Origin of the sequence: Rhizobium sp. WYCCWR 11128, from assembly GCF_013416305.1 — a bacterium.
GTDB lineage: Bacteria > Pseudomonadota > Alphaproteobacteria > Rhizobiales > Rhizobiaceae > Rhizobium > Rhizobium indicum.
This window is the reverse complement of record NZ_JACCEZ010000004.1, coordinates 344,004-364,908: the sequence shown is the minus strand read 5'-3', so window position 1 is coordinate 364,908 and position 20,905 is coordinate 344,004. Positions and strand designations below refer to the sequence as shown.

Here is a 20,905-nt window from a genome sequence, read left to right as displayed (position 1 = left end):
TCTGCAAATCCACGGCTCGACCGGCGACGCTGAGTTCAGTCACGCGGACATTCAAGTCGGACCAACAATACACCATCATACGGCGTAGTCGCCAACCAGCAGACTCTGGACCCTGGGATTAGGCCCTTCTTTCTCAACTGCGTGCTCGATGCGCGCCCGTATCGACCGGTATTTATACAGCATCTTCCGATCGAAGGTTATTCCGCGATACAGCGAGTTGTAAATCGGATGTGCTTTGCGCAGGTCGACGTACACTTGGCTTTCCTTATCGGTCCAGGGAAAGAAAGTTCCATGCCATGGCTTCGGATGCGCCATATAATGGACGATCGACAAGGAGGACATGTTCACCAGATGAAGGAATTGTTTGGGAAAGTTCCAGCGGTTCGATACCAGGATGAGTGATGAACCGCAGACATAATTCAATGCACCCTGATCATGTTTGCCCTCGCAGGCCTCGGGATTTCTAGCGAAAAGCTCGAGCGCCTCCTGCCCGATCCAGCCGTTTCGATGGAATTTCAGGACGCCTGCGTTGAAATAGTGGCTGTCCTTTCCGGTGTCGAGGAAGTCATGGATCGCCGTGTAATCGCGCGCCGCGAAAAACCTGCCTTCGGGCACAGTGGCACTTTCGAACGCACCGAGATCGCTGACGATCTGCGTATCCCCATCGAGGTAGATGATCTGGGTATAGTTGGAAGGCAGGATCTCGCAAAGGACCAGCTTGGCCATTGTGCTGACGCTGATGCGTCCTTGGAAATGCGAACTATCGAGCTTGCCGAGCGAGTCCTGCAGCGCTTCGGTCGCATCGGTCAATATGACCCCACTCCTTGCGAGCAGGGCTTTCAGCTCTTCGAAATTGTCGAGATGTTCCGACATCAGAACGCAGACATCGGTCGCAGGGCTTGCGAATTTCCGAGCCTGAAGCGCCGAGAGAATGGTCGGAAATGAATACTCGACATCCGTGACGTAGACGACGCACTGGTTGTTCATGTCATCACCTTTCCGATTGTGCGCAATACAAGTGAATCGGTATTGTCTTTGCGAGGCGAGGGACCAGTTGTGAATTGAGCCGACGGGTCTGTCATATGAAGGCCCTGTTCGGTATATATAGGCCAGCATCCAGCGTGCTGGTGTTGAATCGGTGTCTGGCTGCCGGCGGATTTGTATGTTTCATTGTTGAGATATTCACCATGAAGAGTGCCTTGCCTGTCATAAGGCTATGTTTCGACATGTTGTTTCGCGGTACGGCGATTGGTGCCGGGACCCTTGTCGGAATGCGGAGGGAAGGGGGATTGTCATGTTGATCACCACACTCGGGGCAGCCGTGATTTCGATCGCTGCCGGGGCTTCCATCCGCGCCTGGGCTTTCGCGATTTTTGCAATCCTGGTGGCAATCGGCTTCGGCGGCGTGGCTTTCGCCGACGGGTCTTCCGTGATCGCGGCCATGCTCTCCGGTATCGCCATCCTCGTGCTCATGGAAATCGGCTATCTGGCAGGCGTGTTCCTGTCGGGGCTTTTGCGGCGCAATGCCAAGCTGCGCGAAAACAATTCCGTTGCAGATAGCGTCGCGACCACCAGCGAGCGGCCGCAAGGCTGATGTCGACATAAAACCCGCAGCATAGCCTTCTGCGACGGGCCTCGCAGGACGGTGTTTGTCGGATGGACGGCTTTTACAGGCGATCCTTGAAAGATGCAGTGCGGTCGGCCGGCTTCGGCCCAATGCGGGCACGCCGATGCCTCGACGAGATTGCCATCCCGCGCCGTGGCGGAGTTCCAAAGCGGGCGTCATCGTGTTGAAAACATCGGCGCTCTCATCAGAGATGTCGATGTCTCCAGCGGGGTTCGATTGGCGAGCGATCGGGTCGCGCGCCGGGGAGAGGTATTGGTTGCCAGGCAGCCGGCCGCCAGACCTGCTGTGGTGCTGAACAGCAAGCCGAGATCCGTGCCGCTCCCCGATATCGCCGCCGAGGCGACCTGCGCGATGGATGCCATAACCGCAGCGTTTCCGATCGCCTGCGTCTCCCGATCGCCTGACATGTGCCGGCCGGAGGCCCTTGCAAGGCTGTACAGGAAGGCGGCGAAGAGAAGAGTGCCGGTCAATCCGACATTGGAGAGCAACGCAGCGATAAAACTCGAGGCCCGAACCGTGCCGAGCCCGGCGCCGAAGGTGGCGGTATCGACGAATGCGATCAATGCCAGTGTATTCCAGGCGGTGCGCTCTTCACCGGATTGCGATTGGAGCTTGTCCGACAAGGTGGTGCTCATCAGGCCGGCGATGGAATTCCACGCATCGGGGACAAGGCTGAGTGCGACGATGGCGCAGGGAATCAAAAACAGCGTGATCACCAGGAAAGTCACATGCGGGGTCTTGGCGGGGCCGCTGATCAGTCGTTTCAGGCAAAACAGAACGAACATGCAGACAACGAAAATGCCGGCAATATAAGCGGTTGTCGATGTGCAGAGGACGATCGTCGGGCCGATGAAAAGCGTTGCAAGTCCTGCCATACGGCTTTGGACGCGCTCCAGCCAGAGCAGCAGCGTGAAGGAAAAATAGGCTAATGCGACTGCGCCATAAGTGCTTGCTTCGGGGAACGGGCCGACGATGCGTTTGAAGCCGCTGATTGTCTCGGCCGTATGCATCGTATAGTTCGCGTTTCTGATGACATCGAGCAGGTAGGACTGGTCGGTCAGGAATGTTCCGATATCAATCAGTGCCAGGGTAAAACATGCGATCGAGGCGATGATTAACTGCAGTGCGATGAAACGGGCATAGCCGAGCCTGGCAAGCCCCGAGACGACGGCAAAGCAGGCGAGGTCGCCGAGCAGATAGACAGACTGGCTGAGATTGGACGAACCCGGCGACAGGGGAGCGGCCACCGTCGACATCATGCCCGTCGTGTCTCGCGCAGAGGAGTAGACGAGGGTCGCGCCTGCAAAGATGCGCGGCAAAAAGAAAGACGATGCCACCGAAAACAGGATGTAGGCGGCAAACCAGAAACCGGGACCCGGATAGGCCATGCTGGCGAGCGTCGCCTGTGTTTGAGCCGGGCGCAACAGGGCGGCCACCACGAGAAAAAGCACGAGAAGATGGCTTGGCTGGATGCTGCTGCCGCCGAGCGCGGGCAACTGCAGAGCCGCTGCTGCTCCGAGCAGCGTCGACAGGCAAAGGGTAGTGATCGCAAAACGCGCCCCGTTGACCATGCTGAGCAGGCCAAGCAGCAGAACGATGAAGCCGATCGGTTCTATCGACATGCTTCAGATCCCGATCCAGACGGAGCGGCGGAGGCATCGGGTTTGCCGAAAACCGGCATCCGCCTTCCAACGCAATGCCGAGGTGAAAGCCGCCAGCTGTCGTTAATGGTCACGACCGCCCCCTAATTCGATCCCGTCTGGGATATCCAGCCGGGAGCCGTCTGATTGTCGCCCGCTACATTAGACAGCGGGACTGCCGAGCTTTGCTGCTGTGGCGCTGACTGCAGCTGCAGCGGTGGCGACGGCGTCTGGAGGTCCGTGTCGATGCCGATTTCGACGACATCATGCGGCCGCAAGGTGGTCGTCTCATCCGCCTCGATATTGCGATAAGTGCCATCGTCGTTGCGACGCACGATCCTGTAGTTCTTTTGCGCTCTGCCGAGACCCGGCGTGTCCATATTCATCTGGGCGAGCTGAGCGCTGTAGCCAGCCTGTTCGCCCAGAAGCTGGGCCACCTGAATGTCGATCGCAGCCCTGCCGATCGCGAGATTGACCTGGTTGAGCAGCTCCTGGTTTTCGCTGTTCTGCCGGTTGACGATATTAATCTTCGAGCGATCGGCTTCGCTGAGCCCCTGGCGAGCCGTGGTCAGGGCGACCTCGAGATCGATCAGGGTGCCTTGTGCATCCGCAACGCCGCGGTCGACCGTGATCTGCCGGGAATTGCTGACCAGACCCTTGCTCACCAGGCTGTTGACATTATCCAGTTCCTTTTGCGCAAGGTCGATCTGCCGCTTTTGCGAATTGATCTTGGCCTCGAGAGACTGGACCTGCTGGCCGTAGAGACGGGCGAGGTCGCTTGCCGCTTCGATCTGGCTTTCGATATCGACGCGTCGCAGCCGCATCAGGTTCAACTCCTGCGCTTTCAGCTTGTCCACATCGGGTGTTCCGGCGAGTTCGGCAGGGATCTCGAAACTCTGTTCGCCGGCGATCTCGGCGCGCAACCGCGCCTGGCGCATCAGAAGATCGCGCCGGTTGAGAATGGCCGTTCGGTAGGCGCCGGCAGCCTGGATCCGGTCCCGCTCGAAGACGGTATTCTCCTCGCGCTCCCGAAGGAAGCCGCCGGCGATGCTGACGGCCTTCATGACCGTCATATCGGCCTCAAAAGCATAGCGCCCGGGGGTCTGCACGGTCCCGGTCACGAAGATCGGCGCATGCTGGGCAATTTCCACGGCGATGAACGGCTTTCCCGGCAGTTCGGCCTTTTCGGAGAGCGCAGTGGCGATCGCATCGGAAACCTGCTCCGTCGTCTTGCCGATCGCCTGCACCTGGCCGGCGATCGGAATCGCCAGATTACCGGCATCGTCGACTGTATATGTTCCGCCGAGGGCTTCCCAACTGGCATACCGGGAATCCGACGATCGCCATTCGACGACACGCAGTCTCACCTGATCTTCCGGCACGAGGGTATAGTTTTCCGCATGGGCGACGCTCCAGCCGGTCACGCCGGAAAATACCAGCAAGGCAAGGACGATGGAGATGAGGCGACCGGACAAGGATGTGCGCTGCATTGTCTGCTATCTCCGTTTCGTTGTGATCGACGGCGAAGGCATCTCGCGCGGCGCGGGATTGCCGAATTCCAGGATGCGGGACGGAGAGACGCGGCCGACAAGAAGGTCGGAAAGCGCCAGCAAATTGCCGTTCAAGCGTCCCCATCGGTCGATCAAGCGGTCATTGAATAATAGGCCCCGCGTATTCGCCAGGATGTTGCGGCCGATCTGTGCGACAGCACGGCCCTTCGACATCGTGCCCTTCCGGATCAGGTAGACAGGATTGGCAACTTGCGAATAGCCGAGTCTTCGGCCGGGCTGGCGCCCGGATCTGACGCCGAGATGCACGCCGCGAGCGCCTTCGACACGCACGGACCTGCCGTGGCGGGCGATGGACCGGCTGAAATCGACATCTTCGAGCCAGCCGTAGAGCGGCAGCTTTTCGTCAAAGGTCAGCGCGTGCTCGACAACGGGTGAAAGGCGAACCGCCATGTTGCATCCGTAGGCGTTATAGACCTCCGTCACATGCCCGGCCCTTTCGCCCGCAGTTTCAAGAACCTTCAAAGCCTTTGACATGCTGAGGCCGCCATCGAGGATGCCGTCGGCCAGGACTTCGCCAGTGGCGATCGCCACGTCGGGGTTTGCTGCAAAGACAGCCGCCATCCGCGACAGGAAGGTCGCGGCGGGAATAAAGTCGTCATCCAGGAAGATCAGAATATCCGTATCGGCGGCGGCCGCCTGGATGATCCTGTTGCGCTGGGAGGTCAGGCCACGGCTGCCGACGATGACTTCCACATCGAGACGGTCGGCGAGGCCGGCGGCGTCGTCGATCACGGGCACGCAGACGATCAGCCGCTCGGCCTGGTCCGGCAGGGCGGTCAGATAATCGACGGTCTCCTTGAGTATCGAGGGGCGGCCTGCCGAAGCAATCCCCACAGCCAGTCGCAATGGGCGGCGCGCGCGGCCCGCCATGGCTTCAGCGCCGCAAGGAACAGGCGTCGGTCCGATCGGGCTGTCCTGCCTGGTTGCTTCTGCCGAAGGTGAAGTCATGACTCTATTCTTTTCGGTGCATGATTGATGATCGCGCCGAGGATCTCCGCGCCGATATTCCGCAGGGTCTCGATGACGTGCATGGTATCGTCGATCGAGGTGTGTCCGTGCGATGTGACCACGAGGACACCGTCCAGTTCCGGCGCGATCGCATTGGCATCCGGCGAAGCAGAGAATGCGGAAATGTCGACGAATATGGCGTCGAACTCCTTTTTCAGGTCGGCGAAGCTCAACTGCGTGCGGCGGGAACTAAGGCGAATGGCCGGCGTCACCGCTTCGACTTTGCCGAGGGGTAGGAATTTCAGCGTCGGGGTGAGGGGCAATGCCGCCGTCTGGATCAGTTCGCCATTGTCGAGAACATCGACGAGGCCTGTGGAACTATGGGGTGCGATCGATTTGCTGAGCGACGATTTCTGCGCAGCTGCATCGATCAGCAGCGTCTGCGCTCCTGATATCGACGAGAGCACCGCAAGTTCGCATGCTATGGTCGATGCGCCGCTGCCGGGATTGACGGCGACGATTCCAATGACGACCCGGCGTTTGCGCCGAAGACCAACGACTGTCGCGCTCAGCTCCGCCATGCCTGGAATAATAGGATAGGCGGCTGCGGTGCCGCTGCTGCCGGTACCGGCGGCGAGGAAACGCGCAGAGGGACCATTGCGGGTCCTCGATGTCGCCAGCAAAGTGACAAAGGGCAGCCCACCGGCTTCCGCGATCTGATGGGGCCGGACGATCCGGCGATCGCCGGCGTGCCTTATCATGGCGAGTGCGAAGCCGACGCCAAGACCAACCGCCGCCGCAAAGGCGATGATGAGCGTGCTGCGTGGTCTGGCTTTCGAAAGAGGCAGGGTGGCCCGAGAGACGATCGTGGCATCCGACACCGGGTAGGTGATGCGCTGCCTGGCTTCGGTCAGCTGATTCAAGGTATTTTCATAGAGGGTGCGGCGGGCGTCAGTCGCGCTCTGCAGCTCCGCAAGCTTGAACTGATCGCGCGGATTGCTCGTGAAGCTGGCCAGGGCACTGGCAGCTTCGGCCAGTCCGCGCTGCTGCTCGCTTACGAATCTGGTCAGCCATTCGCTGTATTGCCGGGACGCATTGGCCTTCATCGCGATATTCTTCTGGATATACTGCCTGGCCAGCGTGTCGGCGATATCGACGGCCTGCTGCGGGGTCGACGCCGCAGCCGATATCTCGATGATCGTCGAACTCCCGATCCGGCGTACTCCCATCATGTTCAGCAGCGTGGCGACCGCCCGATCGTGGATCCGCGCGTCCTCGATCTGCTGTTGCGGCTGTGTGTCACGCGGTCCTGGGCCTGCCGCTTCCTGCGATGCCGTATCCGGTTCGGAAGAAACCCCCATCAACCAGTTCTTTGCCCTATCCTGCAGCGAAGGCGTCTGATCGACAAAGTCAGGATCGGTATCGAGACCAAGTGCCGTTACCGTTCCACCGACGACATCGCTGGATTTGGCGATCTCCAACTGTCCCTCGATGAACGCGTCTTCCGCGAAAGCCCTCTGTGCTTCGGAGCCGCTGACCTGGGGGACGATCACAAGTTGCGTGTTGGCAACGAACGTCGGTTCGGCGGTCAGCACGTAGCTCCCTGCCATTACGAGGAAAGCGAAAGTCGTCGCCGCAATCCACAGCCAGCGCATTCTGAGAAAGAAGAGCATATCCCGCAAGGTGAGCGGCGAATTCCCGCCGGTGGCTGCGGCAGGCAGAGATATCGGAGAAACACCGCTGAAGATCGTGCTTGAGGTCATGTCGTCCTAATCCAAAATGGCGAGATCACGGAGTAACCGGGTAGTGGCAGCTTGGAGGGACGGGGGAGTAGCGTGTCTTCCGATTCCAGGCATGATCGGCGGCTCTCCCCATGAATGCTCAATACGAGCCACGCTGCGAAAACAGAGCGGGAATGGTCTTGGCAATGATGATAAAGTCCCGGCCGAGCGACCAATTGTTGAGATAGTGAACGTCGAGGGAAACCCGGTACTCGTAACTGACATCATTGCGCCCGCTGGTCTGCCAGTGACCGGTCAGGCCCGGGCGGACGGCCATGTAGGCCCATATATGCTCGCCGTAGCGCGGCAATTCCTCGGCCGTGATCGGCCGGGGGCCGACAAGGCTCATGTCGCCACGCACGATATTGATCAGTTGGGGAAGCTCGTCGATGCTCGACCGCCTGAGGATATCACCGACGGCCGTGATCCTCGGATCGTCCTTCAGCTTGCGTGTCTCTTCCCATTCGCTTCGCGCAGCCGGGTTGTTTTGCAGCAATTCGGCAAGCTGAGCACTTGCGTTGGTCTTCATCGTGCGAAACTTGAGGCATCCGAACGGTGCTCCGCCGACGCCGATGCGCGTATGGGAATAGAAAACCGGGCCGCGGTCGCTCATCTTCACGATCATTGCGACGATCAACAGAAGCGGCGAAAGCAGGATCAGCGCCGTGACGGCGATGACAAGGTCTAGCGCGCGCTTCGACGATCTGCCTGCCGCACGAGGCCGGGACGAATGAAGATCGGCGCCTTTCGCGGACCGTCCGACACGCGACCAAGCCTCGAAACTATGTGCTTCCCATGTCATGGGTGGTCTCCAAAATATTCCGATTAAGAACCGTTCAAAGTTTGCTGCGCCGCACTCTGGTTGTCTGTTACCAAGGTCATAATCCTTAACAAATTCTTTATGCTACTAACGGGCAATCGAGAATTCGGAATACACTTTGATGGCCTTATTTTCATTTAAAACGACAATCTAATCTAATTCATGGTGATTATCTGCTGATGCCTATTTATCCGTTTTGATGTCATCACTTTGATTATTGCCGCTTTTTATTCAGTAAGCCATTTTAATAGGCAGTCATCTTCGATCGCGTGGCTGTTTTTTGGCTCCTCTGAGATTTTTGGTCCTTTTTACGGTGTATATTTTGTTTTGAAGTTAAATGTATACTTTATCTTTACGTCATATCTCCGTGATGTTATTTGACTCTCATATTAAGACAATATAAATGATGCAGTGCAGCATTGCCTATGGTTATCGAGTGGAGTTATGCGCATGGATGGGGCGACACACGCATCAGATCGCAGGGCCGGCATCGGCAAGGCGGCGATATCGGCTAACGGCGGCATTCATCTGAACAGCCGCATCGTCATCGACGACGAATTCCTTTCCTGCCGGTCGAGCGTCCGGCGTTTCCGGCGCGGCGAGATCATCGCCGGGGCCGGCGTCCTCGTCGATACGTTCGCGCGCGTTCATTCGGGGGTGGTCAGCGCAAGCACGATGCTGCCCGACGGCAGGGAATTCATCGTCGAGATCATTCCGAAATCCGGCCTCATCGGCGAGCTCGAGGTTCTGCGCAGGCAGACGTTGAGCCTCGAATACCGTGCCGGTTCCGCCTGCGAGCTGCATTTCTTCGAAGGCCGGCTGCTGCGCGACATGTATGCCAGCGATCCCTCCTTTCGCGAAAAGGTCTTCTCCAGGGCACTGGCGCGTATTTCAGAGCTTGAACTTCGGATCATTGCGAATGCGGCGTCGGGCCTGCAATCGAGGCTGGCCAGCACGCTGCTGCGGCTCTCCACTGTTTATGGAAAAGATTCGGCAAACAGCGGCGACGAACTGATCATCTCGCAAAATGATCTGGCCGCGACGCTGCCGGCGTCCCGCGAGAAGGTCAATCAATGCCTGCGGCGTCTGCGGGAAGGCAAGATCATCGACGGGGGCCAGGGCAAGATCCGCATCCTCAACCGCAAGGCGCTGGAGGCCTGTGCCAACGGCGCAGTTTCGGTGAAGTGATGCGCCCGTCGCTTCCCGAGGCCCTCCGATCCGCCGCAAACGTCGGCCGGTTTCCCGGCCCCGGCACGACAAAGATCGATCGCGTGGTCATCATCGACGACTATTCGGTCGCCAGAGGCGGTGCGACGGCGCTGGCGGTGCTGTCCGCCAAGCTTTTTCGGGGCCTCGACATCCCCGTGACCTATATTTGCGGAGATGACGCCGCCAATGCGGAGCTCGTCGCACTCGGGGTCTTGATGGTCGGGCTGAACAGCCGCGATCTGCTCAGTGCCGAGCGTGCGAAGGCTTTCGTGACCGGCATTCACAATGGCGCCGCCGTCCGTATGGTCGCGAACTGGATTGCCGCAAACGACACCGCCAATACCGTCTACCATGTGCATGGCTGGCACCAGATCCTGTCTCCGGCGATTTTCAGGGCGTTGATGCCGGTCGCCAGACGATGTGTGGTGCACGCGCATGATTTCTTCACGGCCTGCCCCAACGGCGCCTTCTTCGACTATCAGGCGCAGGAAGTCTGCCTTCGACGCCCGCTCGGCGGAGGCTGCATTGCGACGGCCTGCGACAAGAGAAGTTATTCGCACAAATTGTGGCGGGTTGCCCGCGGCTCCAATATCCTCCGACGGCTGAAGGATCAGGCCGATTTCGGCCGGATCATCCTGCTGCATGAGAAGATGGCAAGCTTCCTCGTCGGCGCCGGATATCGGCCCGAACGCCTGACGACGATCCGCAATCCCGTCGCTCCGCTCTCCATCAAACGCATCGAGGCGGAGGCGAACGAGGAGTTCGTCTTCATCGGGCGGCTGGACGAAGAGAAGGGCATAGAGGACGCGGTGGCCGCCACACGCAAAGCCGGCGTCAGGCTCTGCGTGATCGGGGACGGGCCGCTGATGCCGCTGGTTGCGGCTTCGGGAGATCACGTCAGGGCCGTCGGCTGGCAGTCGCATGCGGAGATCGGCCCGACCATCCGCAAGGCGCGTGCACTGTTGATGCCGTCTCGCTATCCCGAGCCATTCGGCCTCGTCGCTATCGAAGCGGCCAGGAGCGGTCTGCCGGTCATCATGTCGCGCAGCGCCTTTCTTGCCGAAGAAATGCAAAGAGCCGGCATGGCGATCGCCTGCGATACGGCTGACGAAAGCGCCTTTGCCGATACTTTGACGCGATTTAGCCAAATGCCGAGGCACGAGGTCCGCGCCATGAGCGAGCGGGCTTTCCGGCTGTCGCCGGATCTTGCGTCGACACACGAGGAATGGCGTGACGCGCTTCTTTCCGAATACCACAGCCTGATTTCGACGAATGCGGTTCCCGAGCTGACAGACGGTGTGGCGATACAAGGAGTATTGAGTTGACCCTTAAGGCAACAACCTCTCTTCCCGACGCGAGGGCATTTCTCGGCGATGCGCCTGTCATGGCGAAAAGACGTGTCACTGATGCCGGAAGCGTGGGCGATACCAAGCAGCTTCGCGTCGCCATCGTGCATTATTGGCTCGTCTCGATGCGCGGTGGCGAGAAGGTCGTCGAAGAGCTGTGCCGCATGTTTCCGCAGGCTGACATCTTCACCCTCGTCTGCAACCGGGATCGCATCAGCGATTTTCTGAAGACGCGGAACATTCGCACATCCTTCCTGCAGAAGATCCCCGGTGCAAAGCGGCATTATACCAAGATGTTGCCGCTGATGCCCTTCGCGCTCGAGCAGTTCGATCTGCAGGATTACGACCTCGTGCTGTCGAGCGAATCCGGACCTGCCAAGGGCATCATCACGCGCGCTGACGCCCTGCATGTCTGCTACTGCCATTCGCCGATGCGCTACATCTGGGATCAGTTCCATGTCTACCGCCATGGCCTGCCCTGGGTGGGTCGCGCAATGATGTCGATCACCGCACCCATGTTGCGCGCCTGGGACGTGACGACCTCCTCGCGGGTCGATGTGTTCGTTGCCAATTCCGATTATGTCGCAAGCCGCATCCGCCGCTTCTACGACCGGGAATCCATCGTCATCCATCCGCCGGTGGCGACCGACGATTTTGCGGTGGGGAAGGGGAAGGGCGAATTCTATCTCTATGCAGGACAGCTGACCACCTACAAGCGGCCGGATATCGCCGTTCGCGCCTGCACCGAGGCCGGCAGAAAACTGGTCGTGATCGGCGAGGGCGATCAATTGGCCTATCTGAAGTCGATCGCCGGACCGACCGTCCAGTTCCTCGGCCATCAGCCCTTCAACGTTCTGCGCGACCACCTGTCTCGATGCCGTGCCCTGTTGTTTCCTGGCACGGAGGATTTCGGCATCCTGCCGGTGGAGGCCATGGCATCAGGACGGCCGGTTCTGGCTTTCGACGCCGGCGGCGCCAGGGAAACCGTTTCCTCGCCGCAGGTCGGGTTTCGCTTCGCGCAGCAGACCACGGAAGCTCTGTTGGAAACGATGGCGGCGTTCGAAGAGGTGGAGGACGATATCGATCCGCATGCCATCCGCGCGCACTCGCTGAAATTCTCTTCCGCCGTCTTCCGCGACCGTCTGTCCAGCCTGATCGAGCAGCAACTGTCGGACCAAGGCGACCGATCCGCCGAGGTCTTCAGAAGACGGCCAGGCTGAGGGCAAGGAACGGAGCTGCCCGTCTTGCCGCTGCGACCGAAACTGTCGACGAGGAATAGAAAATAGATCATGTCAAGCGTATCTCAGAGGACGGCGACGGCGAGTATCTGGACCATCAGCGGAAAGTTTCTGGCGCGACTGCTCGATTTCGTCAGCCTCCTGATCCTCGCAAGGCTTTTGAGCCCGGCGGATTTCGGCCTTGTCGCCATCGCGACCTCGGTTCTGATCATCGTCGAGACAATCCTGGACCTGCCGCTGACGCAGGCCCTGATGCGCCAACCGTCGCCCTCGGACGATATGTTTGCCACCGCCCTTACCCTCAGCCTGCTTCGAGGCGTGGCCATCAGCATGCTGATGATGATCATCTCCTGGCCGATGGCTTTGATCTATGACGATTCCCGGCTTTTCTCTCTCGTCGCCGTGCTCTCGATTGCGCCTGCCATGCGCAGTGTGATCAGCCCGCGCATGGTTCTGTTCATGCAGCGGTTCGATTTCAAACGCGAATTCGCACTCGATCTCATCACCAAGGGGTCGACACTGCTGTTCGGTGTCGGGGTGGCGGTTGCGACCGGCAGCTATTGGGGACTGGCGATCGGCGCGGTTGCGGGCCCGACCGCCGCGGCGATTACCTCCTATGTCTTTGCGCCGATGCGACCGAGGTTCAGCCTATCCGAGTGGAAACACTTTCAGGACATGATCAGCTGGAACACCGTCTCGCAGGTGCTGAGTTCGATCAACTGGCAACTGGACCGGCTGCTTTTGCCGCGCTTTACGGGCTTGTCGACTTTCGGCGCCTTCAGCGTCGCCGACAATATCGCGGGTATTCCATACCAGACCTTCGTCGGGCCATTGTTGCGTCCGCTGATGGCGGCATTCTCGACCGTCGATGACCGTCGTAATCTGATCGCTGCCTATCTGAAGGCGACGAACGCGATCACCTTCGTGGCAGCGCCCATCCTCATCGCGCTCGCTTTGCTTGCCGAGCCGGCCGTGCGGATCATCGTCGGCGAGAAATGGGCATCCGCCGCGCCGATTCTGCAGTGGTTGTGCATCGGCAGTCTGCTCGGTCTTCCGACGAACATGATGCCGCCATTGGCTATGGTCCTGAACAAAACCCGTTATCTCGCTCTCCGGATGTTTGCCGAGTTCGCCGTCAGGGTTCCGGTCACTATCCTGGGCATTGTCTATTTTCAGGTAGCAGGAGCACTGGGCGCGCGGATCGTGGCGGTGCTTGTCGCCTATGCCGCATCGCTGATCATCACGCGGCGGCTGATCGGCGCGACGTTTGCCGCTCAGTTGCACGCCTTTTTAAGGCCTCTGGCCGCGAGCGTGCCGATGATCGCTTTCCTGCTGTGGATGGAGCCGATGCTCGCTGCCATGCCTGTCGGCATCAACCTGATCGTCAGCCTGGCGCTTTGCGGCGGGGCGGCAGTGGCGATCTTCTGGGCCGTCGCGCTGCTCGTGTGGCAGGTTGTCGGAAGGCCCGACGGCATCGAGACCATCGTCGTCCAAAGGCTCATGCCGCGACGAAACGGAGTTCTCATCTCATGATCGAGACAAGTGCAGCCCAACGATTGGTTTGGCGTTTTCGGAGGAGCAGAATGCGTTACGGGATATCTTCTAAGGCTCTGGGTTTGCTTATCGTTCTTGGTCTGGGGGCGTTGCCAGGCCAACCCAGCGTGGCTCAGGAACCACTCAATATCAATGCCTACCAGCTCACGTTCGAGGAGAGTTTCGACAGTCTCGACGTCTCGGCCTGGGGAGAGAAAAGCTCCCGCTGGATCGCCCATACGCCCTGGAACGGCGATTTCGGTGACGCCCGTTTCACAGACCCGGCCCCCGGCTTTCCATTTACCACCGATCAGGGAATTCTGAAGATCGAAGCGCGCAAGGAGGCCGATGGAACTTGGCGCTCGGGCCTGCTGTCGTCGGTGAACCCGAAAGGCGAAGGATTCTCGCAGCAATTCGGTTATTTCGAAGCACGGATGAAGCTGCCGCCGGGCAAGGGCGTCTGGCCAGCCTTCTGGCTTATCGGGCTCGACCGCTCGAAATACACCGCCGAGATCGACGTCCTGGAATATTATGGGCGCGCACCCTACGAATTCAGCATGGGCTTTCATATCTGGCGTCAGAGCCAAGGCGGCCAGAACACGACCGGCGGCCATTGGCAAACCGTCCAGGACGGAATTCTGAACAGCGAATATCACACCTACGGCGTCGATATCCAAGCCGACAAGACGAGCTTCTACTTCGACCGTCAGTTCATCTGGAGCTTCGACACGCCGAAGGAATTCCACATGCCGTTCTATCCGCTGGTGAACCTGGCACTCGGCTCGGGTTGGCCGATCGATGAAACGCCGAATCCTTCCATTCTGCTCGTCGACTATATTCACGTCTACCAGCGGAAGCCTACTGACGCGGCGAATTGAACAACTGTCGGGGATAGCGTTCCGTCGCTAAAGCGCGTCGCGATCTTTCAGATTCGCTCCTCGCGCTTTAGGTCCTTGTTTTTACGCATGTCGTTGTCGCAAAACCGCTGCACACTTTTGCGCGACATGCTCTAGAACAGGATGATTTTAGGCCGGGTCGGCCTAAAATCTGAATCCTGTTCTACATTATATAGTGAGAGCATGATGTCGTCCGAAAACCGATCACACTTTTCGGCATCATGCTCTAACGGCCGCAGCTGAGACCGGTTTCCGGGTCGAAGAGATGCATTGCTTCCTCGTCGAAAAAGAGGGTGAGCTTCTCGTTGTCGCGGATCGGTGTGCGTGGCGGCAGACAGGCCATCAGGCGCTGATTTCCGGCAAGGGCGGTGACGACGAGTTCCGGGCCGGTCAGCTCTGCGACCTCAAGGGTTGCCTCAATCGACAGCCCTGTGCCGTCCGTGCGAAGCGCCTCGGGACGGATGCCCAGGATAAGGTCGCGGCCATTGCCGGCCGCCTGGCGGAAACGGGCGGGCAGGGGCAGGATCGCATCGGAGCCTGAAAGCGCCAGGCCACCGTCGCGCGCCGTCGCCTTCAGCAGGTTCATCGGCGGCGCGCCGACAAAGGTCGCGACATAGAGCGTCGCCGGATGGTTGTAGATCTCCTCCGGCGTGCCCAACTGCTCGATGCGGCCGTCGCGCATGACGGCGATGCGGCTTGCAAGGGTCATCGCCTCGATCTGGTCATGGGTGACATAGACGACCGTGGTCTTCAGCATCTGATGCAGCCGCTTGATCTCGGTGCGCATCTCCATGCGCAGCTTGGCGTCAAGATTGGAGAGCGGTTCGTCGAAGAGGAATACCTCAGGTTTGCGCACCAGCGCGCGACCGATCGCGACGCGCTGGCGCTGACCGCCGGAAAGCTGGCTCGGCTTGCGGTCGAGGAGGTTTTCGATCTGCAGGAGCTTGGCAGCATCGTGTACGGCCCTGTCGCGCTCCTGCGCCGGCACCTTGCGCATTTCCAGGCCGAAGCCGATGTTCCGGTGCACCGTCAGATTGGGATAAAGCGCGTAGGATTGAAAGACCATGGCGATGTCGCGGTCCTTCGGATGCACGCCGAGTACCGAGCGGCCGCCGATCCTGACATCGCCGCTCTTCGCCTCGGCAAGGCCGGCGATGATGTTCAGCAGCGTGGACTTGCCGCAGCCGGAGGAGCCGAGCAGCACCAGGAACTCGCCGCTTTCCAACGAGATGTCGATGCCTTTCAGCGTCTCGACGTCGCCATAGGTCTTGCGGATGTTTTGAATTTCGAGCGCGCTCATCGCACGGGCTCCTGAAGAGATGTCGGGCCGCCATAGTTGCGGGGAAGAGTCGATATGGCGCGCGAGGCAACCTCGGTTCCCGCCATCAGGCAGGAAACCAGCGGCTCACCGCTTGCGAGCGCGGCGAGAAAGGCGGCGTTGAAGACATCGCCGGCGCCGATCGTATCGACGACTTCGACAACGGGCGCTGCCACCGAAACCAAGCTGCCGTCCGGCCCGATCGCGAGAGCGCCGTCCGGGCCGCGTTTGACGACGACAATCGCACCCGCCGGCATATGCGACCTGATGTGACGCGCGGCCTCGATCGGATCGGCGATGCCGGCAAGCGTCGTCGATTCGACTTCGTTCAGAAGCGCGATGCCGCAGCGGGAGAGCCAGGCGCGCGTCGCTGCGCAATTCTCGTCCGTCCAGCCGTCGAGCGGCCAGCCGGTGTCGAGCGCGACGATGATGTCATGGCTGTCGGTCCAATCGAAGAAGGCGTCATATTCCGCCGTCAAATCGTCGGTCAGGAACGAGCCGCAGAGAAGGGTGTAACCGCCGGCGAGGCGTGCGCCGTCGAGGACCGCGAAGACATCTGCCAGGCTGAAACGCGGCAGGTGGCCCCTCGTCGTGAAGAAGGTGCGCTCGCCGTCCGGATGGGTGATGCCGACGGAGAGCGTCGTTTTCTCAGGACGTACCGGCCACTTGTCGGAACGGTGGCCGAAGGCTTCGCTCAGCCAGCGGCCGAACTGATCACCGCCGATATTGGCGGCGATCTCGAATTCGACGCCGAGCGCTTGCCAGGCGAGCGCGCTGTTGCCGGCGGCTCCGCCGACGCGCAACTCGTCATGGTCGACGATGATTTCCGTCCCGGCCTTTGGCCAGGGGGCGGCCGGGCCAAGGATCAGGTCGACATTGACGTTGCCGATGACTGCAAGCGGCCGCATTCATTCGCTCCGGGTGATTTTGGTGGATCGAACCGGCGTTCCGGCATTCTCCACGCGGGCATCGGCAAAGGCGATCATCAGCCGCTGGGCGACCGGCAGCATGGCGAAGATCGCGGCAAGACCGGTTGCAGGCGCAAAACGGATCGTCACCGCGCCGGCGACCGGCGCTTGCCCGGATGCGTCGAACAGGATGACCGGGGCGCCGGTCTCGACGGCGGATGTCGCCATTGCCGTCACCAGGTCGGCGGTTTCGTCCATGCCGCGGAACAGCACGACGCCGATTTCCGGCCCCAGCATTTCCATCGGACCGTGGCGCAGCTGGCCGCCTTCGAGCGAGAAGCAGGGACGGCGCGACAGCTCGGTCAATCCGAGCGCGAGCGCCTCGGCGATACCCTGCAGCCGGCGGCCTGACGTGACAATGGTCGCGACGTTTTCGAGCGCCGAGAGAGTGGCGGCGATGTCATGATCTTCCGGCGCCTTGAGGGCGGCAAGTGCGGTGTCAGGATCTTCGCCGAGGGCGGAAAGGATCGCCAGATGCAGGGCGAAAGTCACCGTCAGGCTGCGGGTCGCGGCGAAGGCAAGCTCGGTGCCGCCGCTGCCCACCAGCGACGGAGCGGTTCTTGCGAGGAATGAATTGCCTTCGAGTGTCAGGCCGAAAGTCTCCTCCGTGCCGCCGGTCTCGTTGAACCAACGCACGACCTCGGCGCTTTCGCCGGATTGCGAGGTGACGAAGATCGTCCTGCCGGCGATCGGCAGCGGCTGGCCGAGCTGTTCGGACAGCGGCAAGGCGACGGCATCGACGCCGAGGGCCCGGTAGAGCGGCTCGACGGCGCGGTTGACGGCATGCGAGCCGCCCATGCCGATGAGCAGCAGCCTGCCGGTCTTTTTCAGCGAAGCAGCGGCCCTCGCCGCCATCGGCTGGGCCGCTTCATAGGAGCTGATGGCATCGGCATGCTGGCGCGCCATTTCGCGGTCGATCGCGGCAAGTCCGGCCGGCCGGTTTCTTTCTTCTGTCATGTTCATCCCTTGACGCCGCCGCTGGTGAGCCCCGAAATCAGGGCGCGTTGCATGACGAGACCGATCAGCACTGGGGGCAGGGCGGCGAGCACGCCTGCCGTCGCGATCAGTCCGTAATCGGAAACGCGGCCGCCGGCGAGATCGGCAATGGCGACGGTCAGCGTCTTGGCGCGCTGGTCCGACGTGAAGAGCAGCGCATAGAAGAATTCATCCCAGGCAAGCAGGAAGGCAAAGAGACTTGACGTCGCCACCACGGGGGCGGCCAGCGGCAGCGTGATGATCCTGAGTGTCTGGAACAGGCCGGCGCCGTCGATCATCGCGGCGGATTCGATCTCGCGCGGGATGGAATCGAAGCCGGATTTCATCAGCCAGGTGGTGAAAGGTGCAAGGATGGTGAGATAGACGAGGGCGAGGCCGAAGACGTTGTTCAGCATGCCGAGATGGGAAAGCCCCATATAGAGCGGCACGGCGAGCGCCACCGGCGGCAGCATGTAGGTGGCGATCACCATCGACAGCGACCAGCCGACCGACGGCGTGCGTGATACTGCCCAGCCCGCGGGAATGGCCAACGCGATGGCGGCGATCGTCGCCATGCCCGCGACTTCGATGCTATTGCGCAGCGACGAGGTGAAGGCGGCGCCGGCGCTGTTTTCGAGCGTCGAGAGCAGCACGCCGTAGCGCGAGAAATCCGCCGTCTGCGGCCACCAGCGCAGCGGCTTTGCCGCAAGGTCGGAGGCCGGCGAGATGCTCATGATAAACAGCCACAGGATCGGCGCCAGGATGACGGCGGCAAGCAGCAGCGCGCAGAGGTGGATGAAGGCGGAAAAAAGCGGGCTCTGGCGTTCCATCAGGCAGCGCTCCCGGCCGTCTTGCGCACCAGGGCAGCGTAGCCGGCAGCCAGCAGCGTCACCAGGAGTGTGACGATCAATGCCAGCGAGGCGCCGGAGCCTGCCCGCTGGAAGGAGAAGGCTTCCTGATAGACGAGGATCGACAGCGTGCGCGTGCTGTTGGCCGGGCCGCCGCGGGTCATGACCCAGATGATGTCGAACACCTTGAAGGCTTCGATCGTGCGCAGCACCAGGGCCACCATCAATGGACCGGCCAGATAGGGCAGGATGACGAAGCGGAAGCGGGCGAAAGCGCCGGCGCCGTCGACCAGCGAGGCGGCGGTGATGTCGCGCGGCACGGCCTGGAGTGCGGCCAGCGCGATCAGCGCAACAAGCGGGAAATTCTTCCAGCAATCGGCGACGATGAGGGCCGCCAGCGCCGTGCCCGGTTCGCCGAGCCAGGAGCGGTAGGCCTCCAGCAGACCGAGCTGGGTCAACGCGGCGTTCAGTGCGCCGTATTCCGGATTGTAGATCAGCCGCCAGAGCGTGGCGTTGACGACGGTCGGCAGCGCCCAGGGCAGGATCATCAGGGCGCGAAGCGCGGTGCGGCCGCGAAACTGCTGGTTCAGCAGCAGGGCTGCCAGCACGCCGATCACCATTTCGGCGGCGACCGAGACGATCGCGAACCACGCGGTGGTGATCAGCGTGCGCTGGAAATTCGAGCCGGAGATCATCTTCACGTAATTGTCGATGCCGACGAAGTTTCCTTCCGTGCCGACGAGCTTGGCATCGGTGAAGGAGAGGCCGACGGTATCGATCAGAGGCCAGCCAATGACTGAGATCATGACCACGAGAAGCGGCAGCATCAAAAGCCACGCGCGGGTTGTCAGCCAAGTGCCCGACATCGAGGCGACCCTTCTTCATTATAGGTTTTGGAGACCGGGCGACGGCAGGCGCCGCCCGGGTCTTCATGCTTGATCAGAGGCCGCTATTTTCGGCGGCGGACTTCAGCGCGTCCTCGGGAGAGGACTGGCCGAGCAGCGATTCCTGGATCGCCTGCTGCAGCGCGGTCGAGAGTTCCTGATATTTCGGCGTCGTCGGACGCGGATACATCGCAGCAAGGCCGATCTTGGCGGCGGAGATCAACTCTTCCTGGCCCTTGGTGACATCAGGGTCCTCATAGGACGACGCCCAGATCGGCAGGCTAAGCTTGGCATAGGCATTCTGCGTCGCCTGCGAGGTCATGAAGGTGATGTATTTCCAGGCCTCATCAGGATGCTGGCTGGCCGAGGTGATGCCGAGGCCCATCGAGCCGTTGACGGCCGAAGCCTCGCTCTTGCCGGTAATGCCCGGCGCCGGCACGACGCCGACCTTGCCCGCGACCTTGCTGTCCTTCGGATTGTTGGCCATGTTGTACATGTAGGTCCAGTTCAGCGCGAAGGCGGCATCGCCGTTTTCGAAGACCTTGCGGACGTCCTCTTCCAGGAATTCCTTGGAGTTGGGGTTCGTCAGACCCGAGGAATAGCTGGAAACCATGTATTTCAGCGCATCGAGGCCGCCGCCGGTCTGGAAGGCCGGCTTGCCGTCCTTGAGGAAATCGCCGCCATAGGCGCTGACGAGTGTGGTGTAGTCGCAGATCGCGGCTTCGGCCTGCGACCAGCTCCAGGCGATCGGCGTGGCGAGAAGGCCCTTGTCCTTGATCGTCTTTGCCTGCTCGGTCAGTTCGTCCCAGGTCTTGGGCGGAGCCTTGATGCCGGCCTTTTCGAGGATTTCCTTGTTATAGAACAGATATTTGGTGTCGAGGATCCACGGCATGCCGTAATATTTGCCGTCATACTGCACGGTGGTCCAGGCACCCGGCAGCACGCCCTTCTTCATCTCGTCGGTGACGCGAGAGGTGACGTCGACCAGCACCTTGTTGGTGGCGTATTCGGCCGGCCAGATGACGTCGAAGAGGACGACGTCGTAACCGCCGCCGGAACCCTGCGCCAGCACCGTCTTGTCGTGCAGGCCTTCATAGGGAACGAATTCGAGATTGACCTTGATATCGGGGTTCGCCTTGGCGAAGGCGCCGGTCATGGCGCGCACATCGGCCTCGCTATAGGCGGCCTGCGCCATGAACAGCGCGTTCAGCGTCGTTTCGGCGAAAGCGTGCGGAGCAAAGGATGCGCCGATCAAGGCCGCACCCAGAAGCGTCTTGTTAAAGGATTTCAGCATTGCAGCCTC

18 protein-coding genes are annotated in these 20,905 nt (G+C 60.8%); 6 read left to right on the top strand and 12 right to left on the bottom strand.

Going from position 1 to position 20,905, the window contains the following annotated elements:
- Positions 1-75 precede the first annotated feature (75 nt).
- Complete coding sequence (locus HX898_RS16460; RefSeq protein WP_003562063.1) at positions 76-987, bottom strand: glycosyltransferase; 912 nt, start codon at positions 985-987, stop codon at positions 76-78.
- Positions 988-1,294: 307 nt separating this feature from the next.
- On the opposite strand from HX898_RS16460, the gene HX898_RS16455 reads away from it, so the two are divergent.
- On the top strand, positions 1,295-1,594 hold the full coding sequence (locus HX898_RS16455) for a hypothetical protein (RefSeq protein ID WP_138386750.1): 300 nt from the start codon (positions 1,295-1,297) through the stop codon (positions 1,592-1,594).
- A 188-nt stretch (positions 1,595-1,782) separates the two neighbouring features.
- Here the strand turns inward: HX898_RS16455 and HX898_RS16450 are convergent, their stop codons facing one another.
- The 5 genes from HX898_RS16450 to HX898_RS16430 form a co-directional block, all read right to left on the bottom strand.
- On the bottom strand, positions 1,783-3,249 hold the full coding sequence (locus HX898_RS16450) for a hypothetical protein (protein WP_138330144.1): 1,467 nt from the start codon (positions 3,247-3,249) through the stop codon (positions 1,783-1,785).
- A gap of 122 nt (positions 3,250-3,371) precedes the next feature.
- Positions 3,372-4,757: a polysaccharide biosynthesis/export family protein gene (locus HX898_RS16445; protein ID WP_180195111.1), complete on the bottom strand. Its 1,386-nt coding sequence runs from the start codon at positions 4,755-4,757 to the stop codon at positions 3,372-3,374.
- Between the two features lie 6 nt (positions 4,758-4,763).
- Positions 4,764-5,786 carry a glycosyltransferase gene (locus tag HX898_RS16440; protein ID WP_180195110.1) on the bottom strand — a complete coding sequence of 341 codons (1,023 nt, stop codon included), beginning with the start codon at positions 5,784-5,786 and terminating at the stop codon, positions 4,764-4,766.
- The gene (locus HX898_RS16435) at positions 5,783-7,549 is read right to left on the bottom strand and encodes a GNVR domain-containing protein (protein WP_180195109.1); all 1,767 of its coding nucleotides are present in this window, start codon (positions 7,547-7,549) and stop codon (positions 5,783-5,785) included. Before HX898_RS16435 ends, HX898_RS16440 begins: the two co-directional genes overlap by 4 nt.
- 118 nt (positions 7,550-7,667) lie before the next feature.
- Positions 7,668-8,369: a sugar transferase gene (locus HX898_RS16430; protein WP_011653258.1), complete on the bottom strand. Its 702-nt coding sequence runs from the start codon at positions 8,367-8,369 to the stop codon at positions 7,668-7,670.
- 468 nt (positions 8,370-8,837) lie between these two features.
- Between HX898_RS16430 and HX898_RS16425 the strand changes: the two genes are divergently transcribed.
- From HX898_RS16425 to HX898_RS16405, 5 genes are all read left to right on the top strand, one after another.
- A complete protein-coding gene (locus HX898_RS16425; protein ID WP_180195108.1) occupies positions 8,838-9,575 on the top strand; it encodes a Crp/Fnr family transcriptional regulator in 738 nt (245 codons plus the stop codon).
- A complete protein-coding gene (locus HX898_RS16420; RefSeq protein ID WP_180195107.1) occupies positions 9,572-10,921 on the top strand; it encodes a glycosyltransferase family 4 protein in 1,350 nt (449 codons plus the stop codon). Before HX898_RS16425 ends, HX898_RS16420 begins: the two co-directional genes overlap by 4 nt.
- On the top strand, positions 10,918-12,162 hold the full coding sequence (locus HX898_RS16415) for a glycosyltransferase family 4 protein (RefSeq protein ID WP_180195106.1): 1,245 nt from the start codon (positions 10,918-10,920) through the stop codon (positions 12,160-12,162). The genes HX898_RS16420 and HX898_RS16415 overlap by 4 nt, the downstream gene beginning before the upstream one ends.
- 69 nt (positions 12,163-12,231) lie before the next feature.
- Positions 12,232-13,713 carry a lipopolysaccharide biosynthesis protein gene (locus HX898_RS16410; RefSeq protein WP_180195105.1) on the top strand — a complete coding sequence of 494 codons (1,482 nt, stop codon included), beginning with the start codon at positions 12,232-12,234 and terminating at the stop codon, positions 13,711-13,713.
- Positions 13,714-13,763: 50 nt separating this feature from the next.
- Complete coding sequence (locus tag HX898_RS16405; protein WP_138330151.1) at positions 13,764-14,591, top strand: glycoside hydrolase family 16 protein; 828 nt, start codon at positions 13,764-13,766, stop codon at positions 14,589-14,591.
- Positions 14,592-14,835: 244 nt separating this feature from the next.
- Here the strand turns inward: HX898_RS16405 and ugpC are convergent, their stop codons facing one another.
- The 6 genes from ugpC to HX898_RS16375 form a co-directional block, all read right to left on the bottom strand.
- Positions 14,836-15,909: a sn-glycerol-3-phosphate ABC transporter ATP-binding protein UgpC gene (gene ugpC, locus HX898_RS16400; RefSeq protein WP_180195104.1), complete on the bottom strand. Its 1,074-nt coding sequence runs from the start codon at positions 15,907-15,909 to the stop codon at positions 14,836-14,838.
- Positions 15,906-16,835: a PfkB family carbohydrate kinase gene (locus HX898_RS16395; protein ID WP_180195103.1), complete on the bottom strand. Its 930-nt coding sequence runs from the start codon at positions 16,833-16,835 to the stop codon at positions 15,906-15,908. Before HX898_RS16395 ends, ugpC begins: the two co-directional genes overlap by 4 nt.
- Entirely contained in the window at positions 16,836-17,858 is a 1,023-nt protein-coding gene (locus HX898_RS16390; RefSeq protein WP_180195102.1) for an SIS domain-containing protein, read from the bottom strand.
- Positions 17,855-18,700 (bottom strand): carbohydrate ABC transporter permease, encoded by an 846-nt coding sequence (locus tag HX898_RS16385; protein WP_180195101.1) that lies wholly within the window; start codon positions 18,698-18,700, stop codon positions 17,855-17,857. The genes HX898_RS16390 and HX898_RS16385 overlap by 4 nt, the downstream gene beginning before the upstream one ends.
- The gene (locus HX898_RS16380) at positions 18,700-19,584 is read right to left on the bottom strand and encodes a sugar ABC transporter permease (RefSeq protein ID WP_180195100.1); all 885 of its coding nucleotides are present in this window, start codon (positions 19,582-19,584) and stop codon (positions 18,700-18,702) included. The genes HX898_RS16385 and HX898_RS16380 overlap by 1 nt, the downstream gene beginning before the upstream one ends.
- A gap of 73 nt (positions 19,585-19,657) precedes the next feature.
- Positions 19,658-20,896, bottom strand: a complete 1,239-nt coding sequence (locus HX898_RS16375) for an extracellular solute-binding protein (RefSeq protein WP_180195099.1) — start codon at positions 20,894-20,896, stop codon at positions 19,658-19,660.
- Between the last annotated feature and the right edge of the window lie 9 nt (positions 20,897-20,905).

Excerpts from the sequence above, each read along its gene's own strand:
- HX898_RS16375 (WP_180195099.1), bottom strand. The coding sequence starts at position 20,896 with ATGCTGAAATCCTTTAACAAGACGCTTCTGGGTGCGGCCTTGATCGGC.
- HX898_RS16455 (WP_138386750.1), top strand. The coding sequence starts at position 1,295 with ATGTTGATCACCACACTCGGGGCAGCCGTGATTTCGATCGCTGCCGGG.
- HX898_RS16390 (WP_180195102.1), bottom strand. The coding sequence starts at position 17,858 with ATGAACATGACAGAAGAAAGAAACCGGCCGGCCGGACTTGCCGCGATC.
- HX898_RS16425 (WP_180195108.1), top strand. The coding sequence starts at position 8,838 with ATGGATGGGGCGACACACGCATCAGATCGCAGGGCCGGCATCGGCAAG.
- HX898_RS16385 (WP_180195101.1), bottom strand. The coding sequence starts at position 18,700 with ATGGAACGCCAGAGCCCGCTTTTTTCCGCCTTCATCCACCTCTGCGCG.
- HX898_RS16445 (WP_180195111.1), bottom strand. The coding sequence starts at position 4,757 with ATGCAGCGCACATCCTTGTCCGGTCGCCTCATCTCCATCGTCCTTGCC.
- HX898_RS16410 (WP_180195105.1), top strand. The coding sequence starts at position 12,232 with ATGTCAAGCGTATCTCAGAGGACGGCGACGGCGAGTATCTGGACCATC.
- HX898_RS16430 (WP_011653258.1), bottom strand. The coding sequence starts at position 8,369 with ATGACATGGGAAGCACATAGTTTCGAGGCTTGGTCGCGTGTCGGACGG.
- HX898_RS16435 (WP_180195109.1), bottom strand. The coding sequence starts at position 7,549 with ATGACCTCAAGCACGATCTTCAGCGGTGTTTCTCCGATATCTCTGCCT.
- HX898_RS16460 (WP_003562063.1), bottom strand. The coding sequence starts at position 987 with ATGAACAACCAGTGCGTCGTCTACGTCACGGATGTCGAGTATTCATTT.
- HX898_RS16380 (WP_180195100.1), bottom strand. The coding sequence starts at position 19,584 with ATGTCGGGCACTTGGCTGACAACCCGCGCGTGGCTTTTGATGCTGCCG.
- HX898_RS16405 (WP_138330151.1), top strand. The coding sequence starts at position 13,764 with ATGCGTTACGGGATATCTTCTAAGGCTCTGGGTTTGCTTATCGTTCTT.
- HX898_RS16450 (WP_138330144.1), bottom strand. The coding sequence starts at position 3,249 with ATGTCGATAGAACCGATCGGCTTCATCGTTCTGCTGCTTGGCCTGCTC.
- HX898_RS16440 (WP_180195110.1), bottom strand. The coding sequence starts at position 5,786 with ATGACTTCACCTTCGGCAGAAGCAACCAGGCAGGACAGCCCGATCGGA.
- ugpC (WP_180195104.1), bottom strand. The coding sequence starts at position 15,909 with ATGAGCGCGCTCGAAATTCAAAACATCCGCAAGACCTATGGCGACGTC.
- HX898_RS16395 (WP_180195103.1), bottom strand. The coding sequence starts at position 16,835 with ATGCGGCCGCTTGCAGTCATCGGCAACGTCAATGTCGACCTGATCCTT.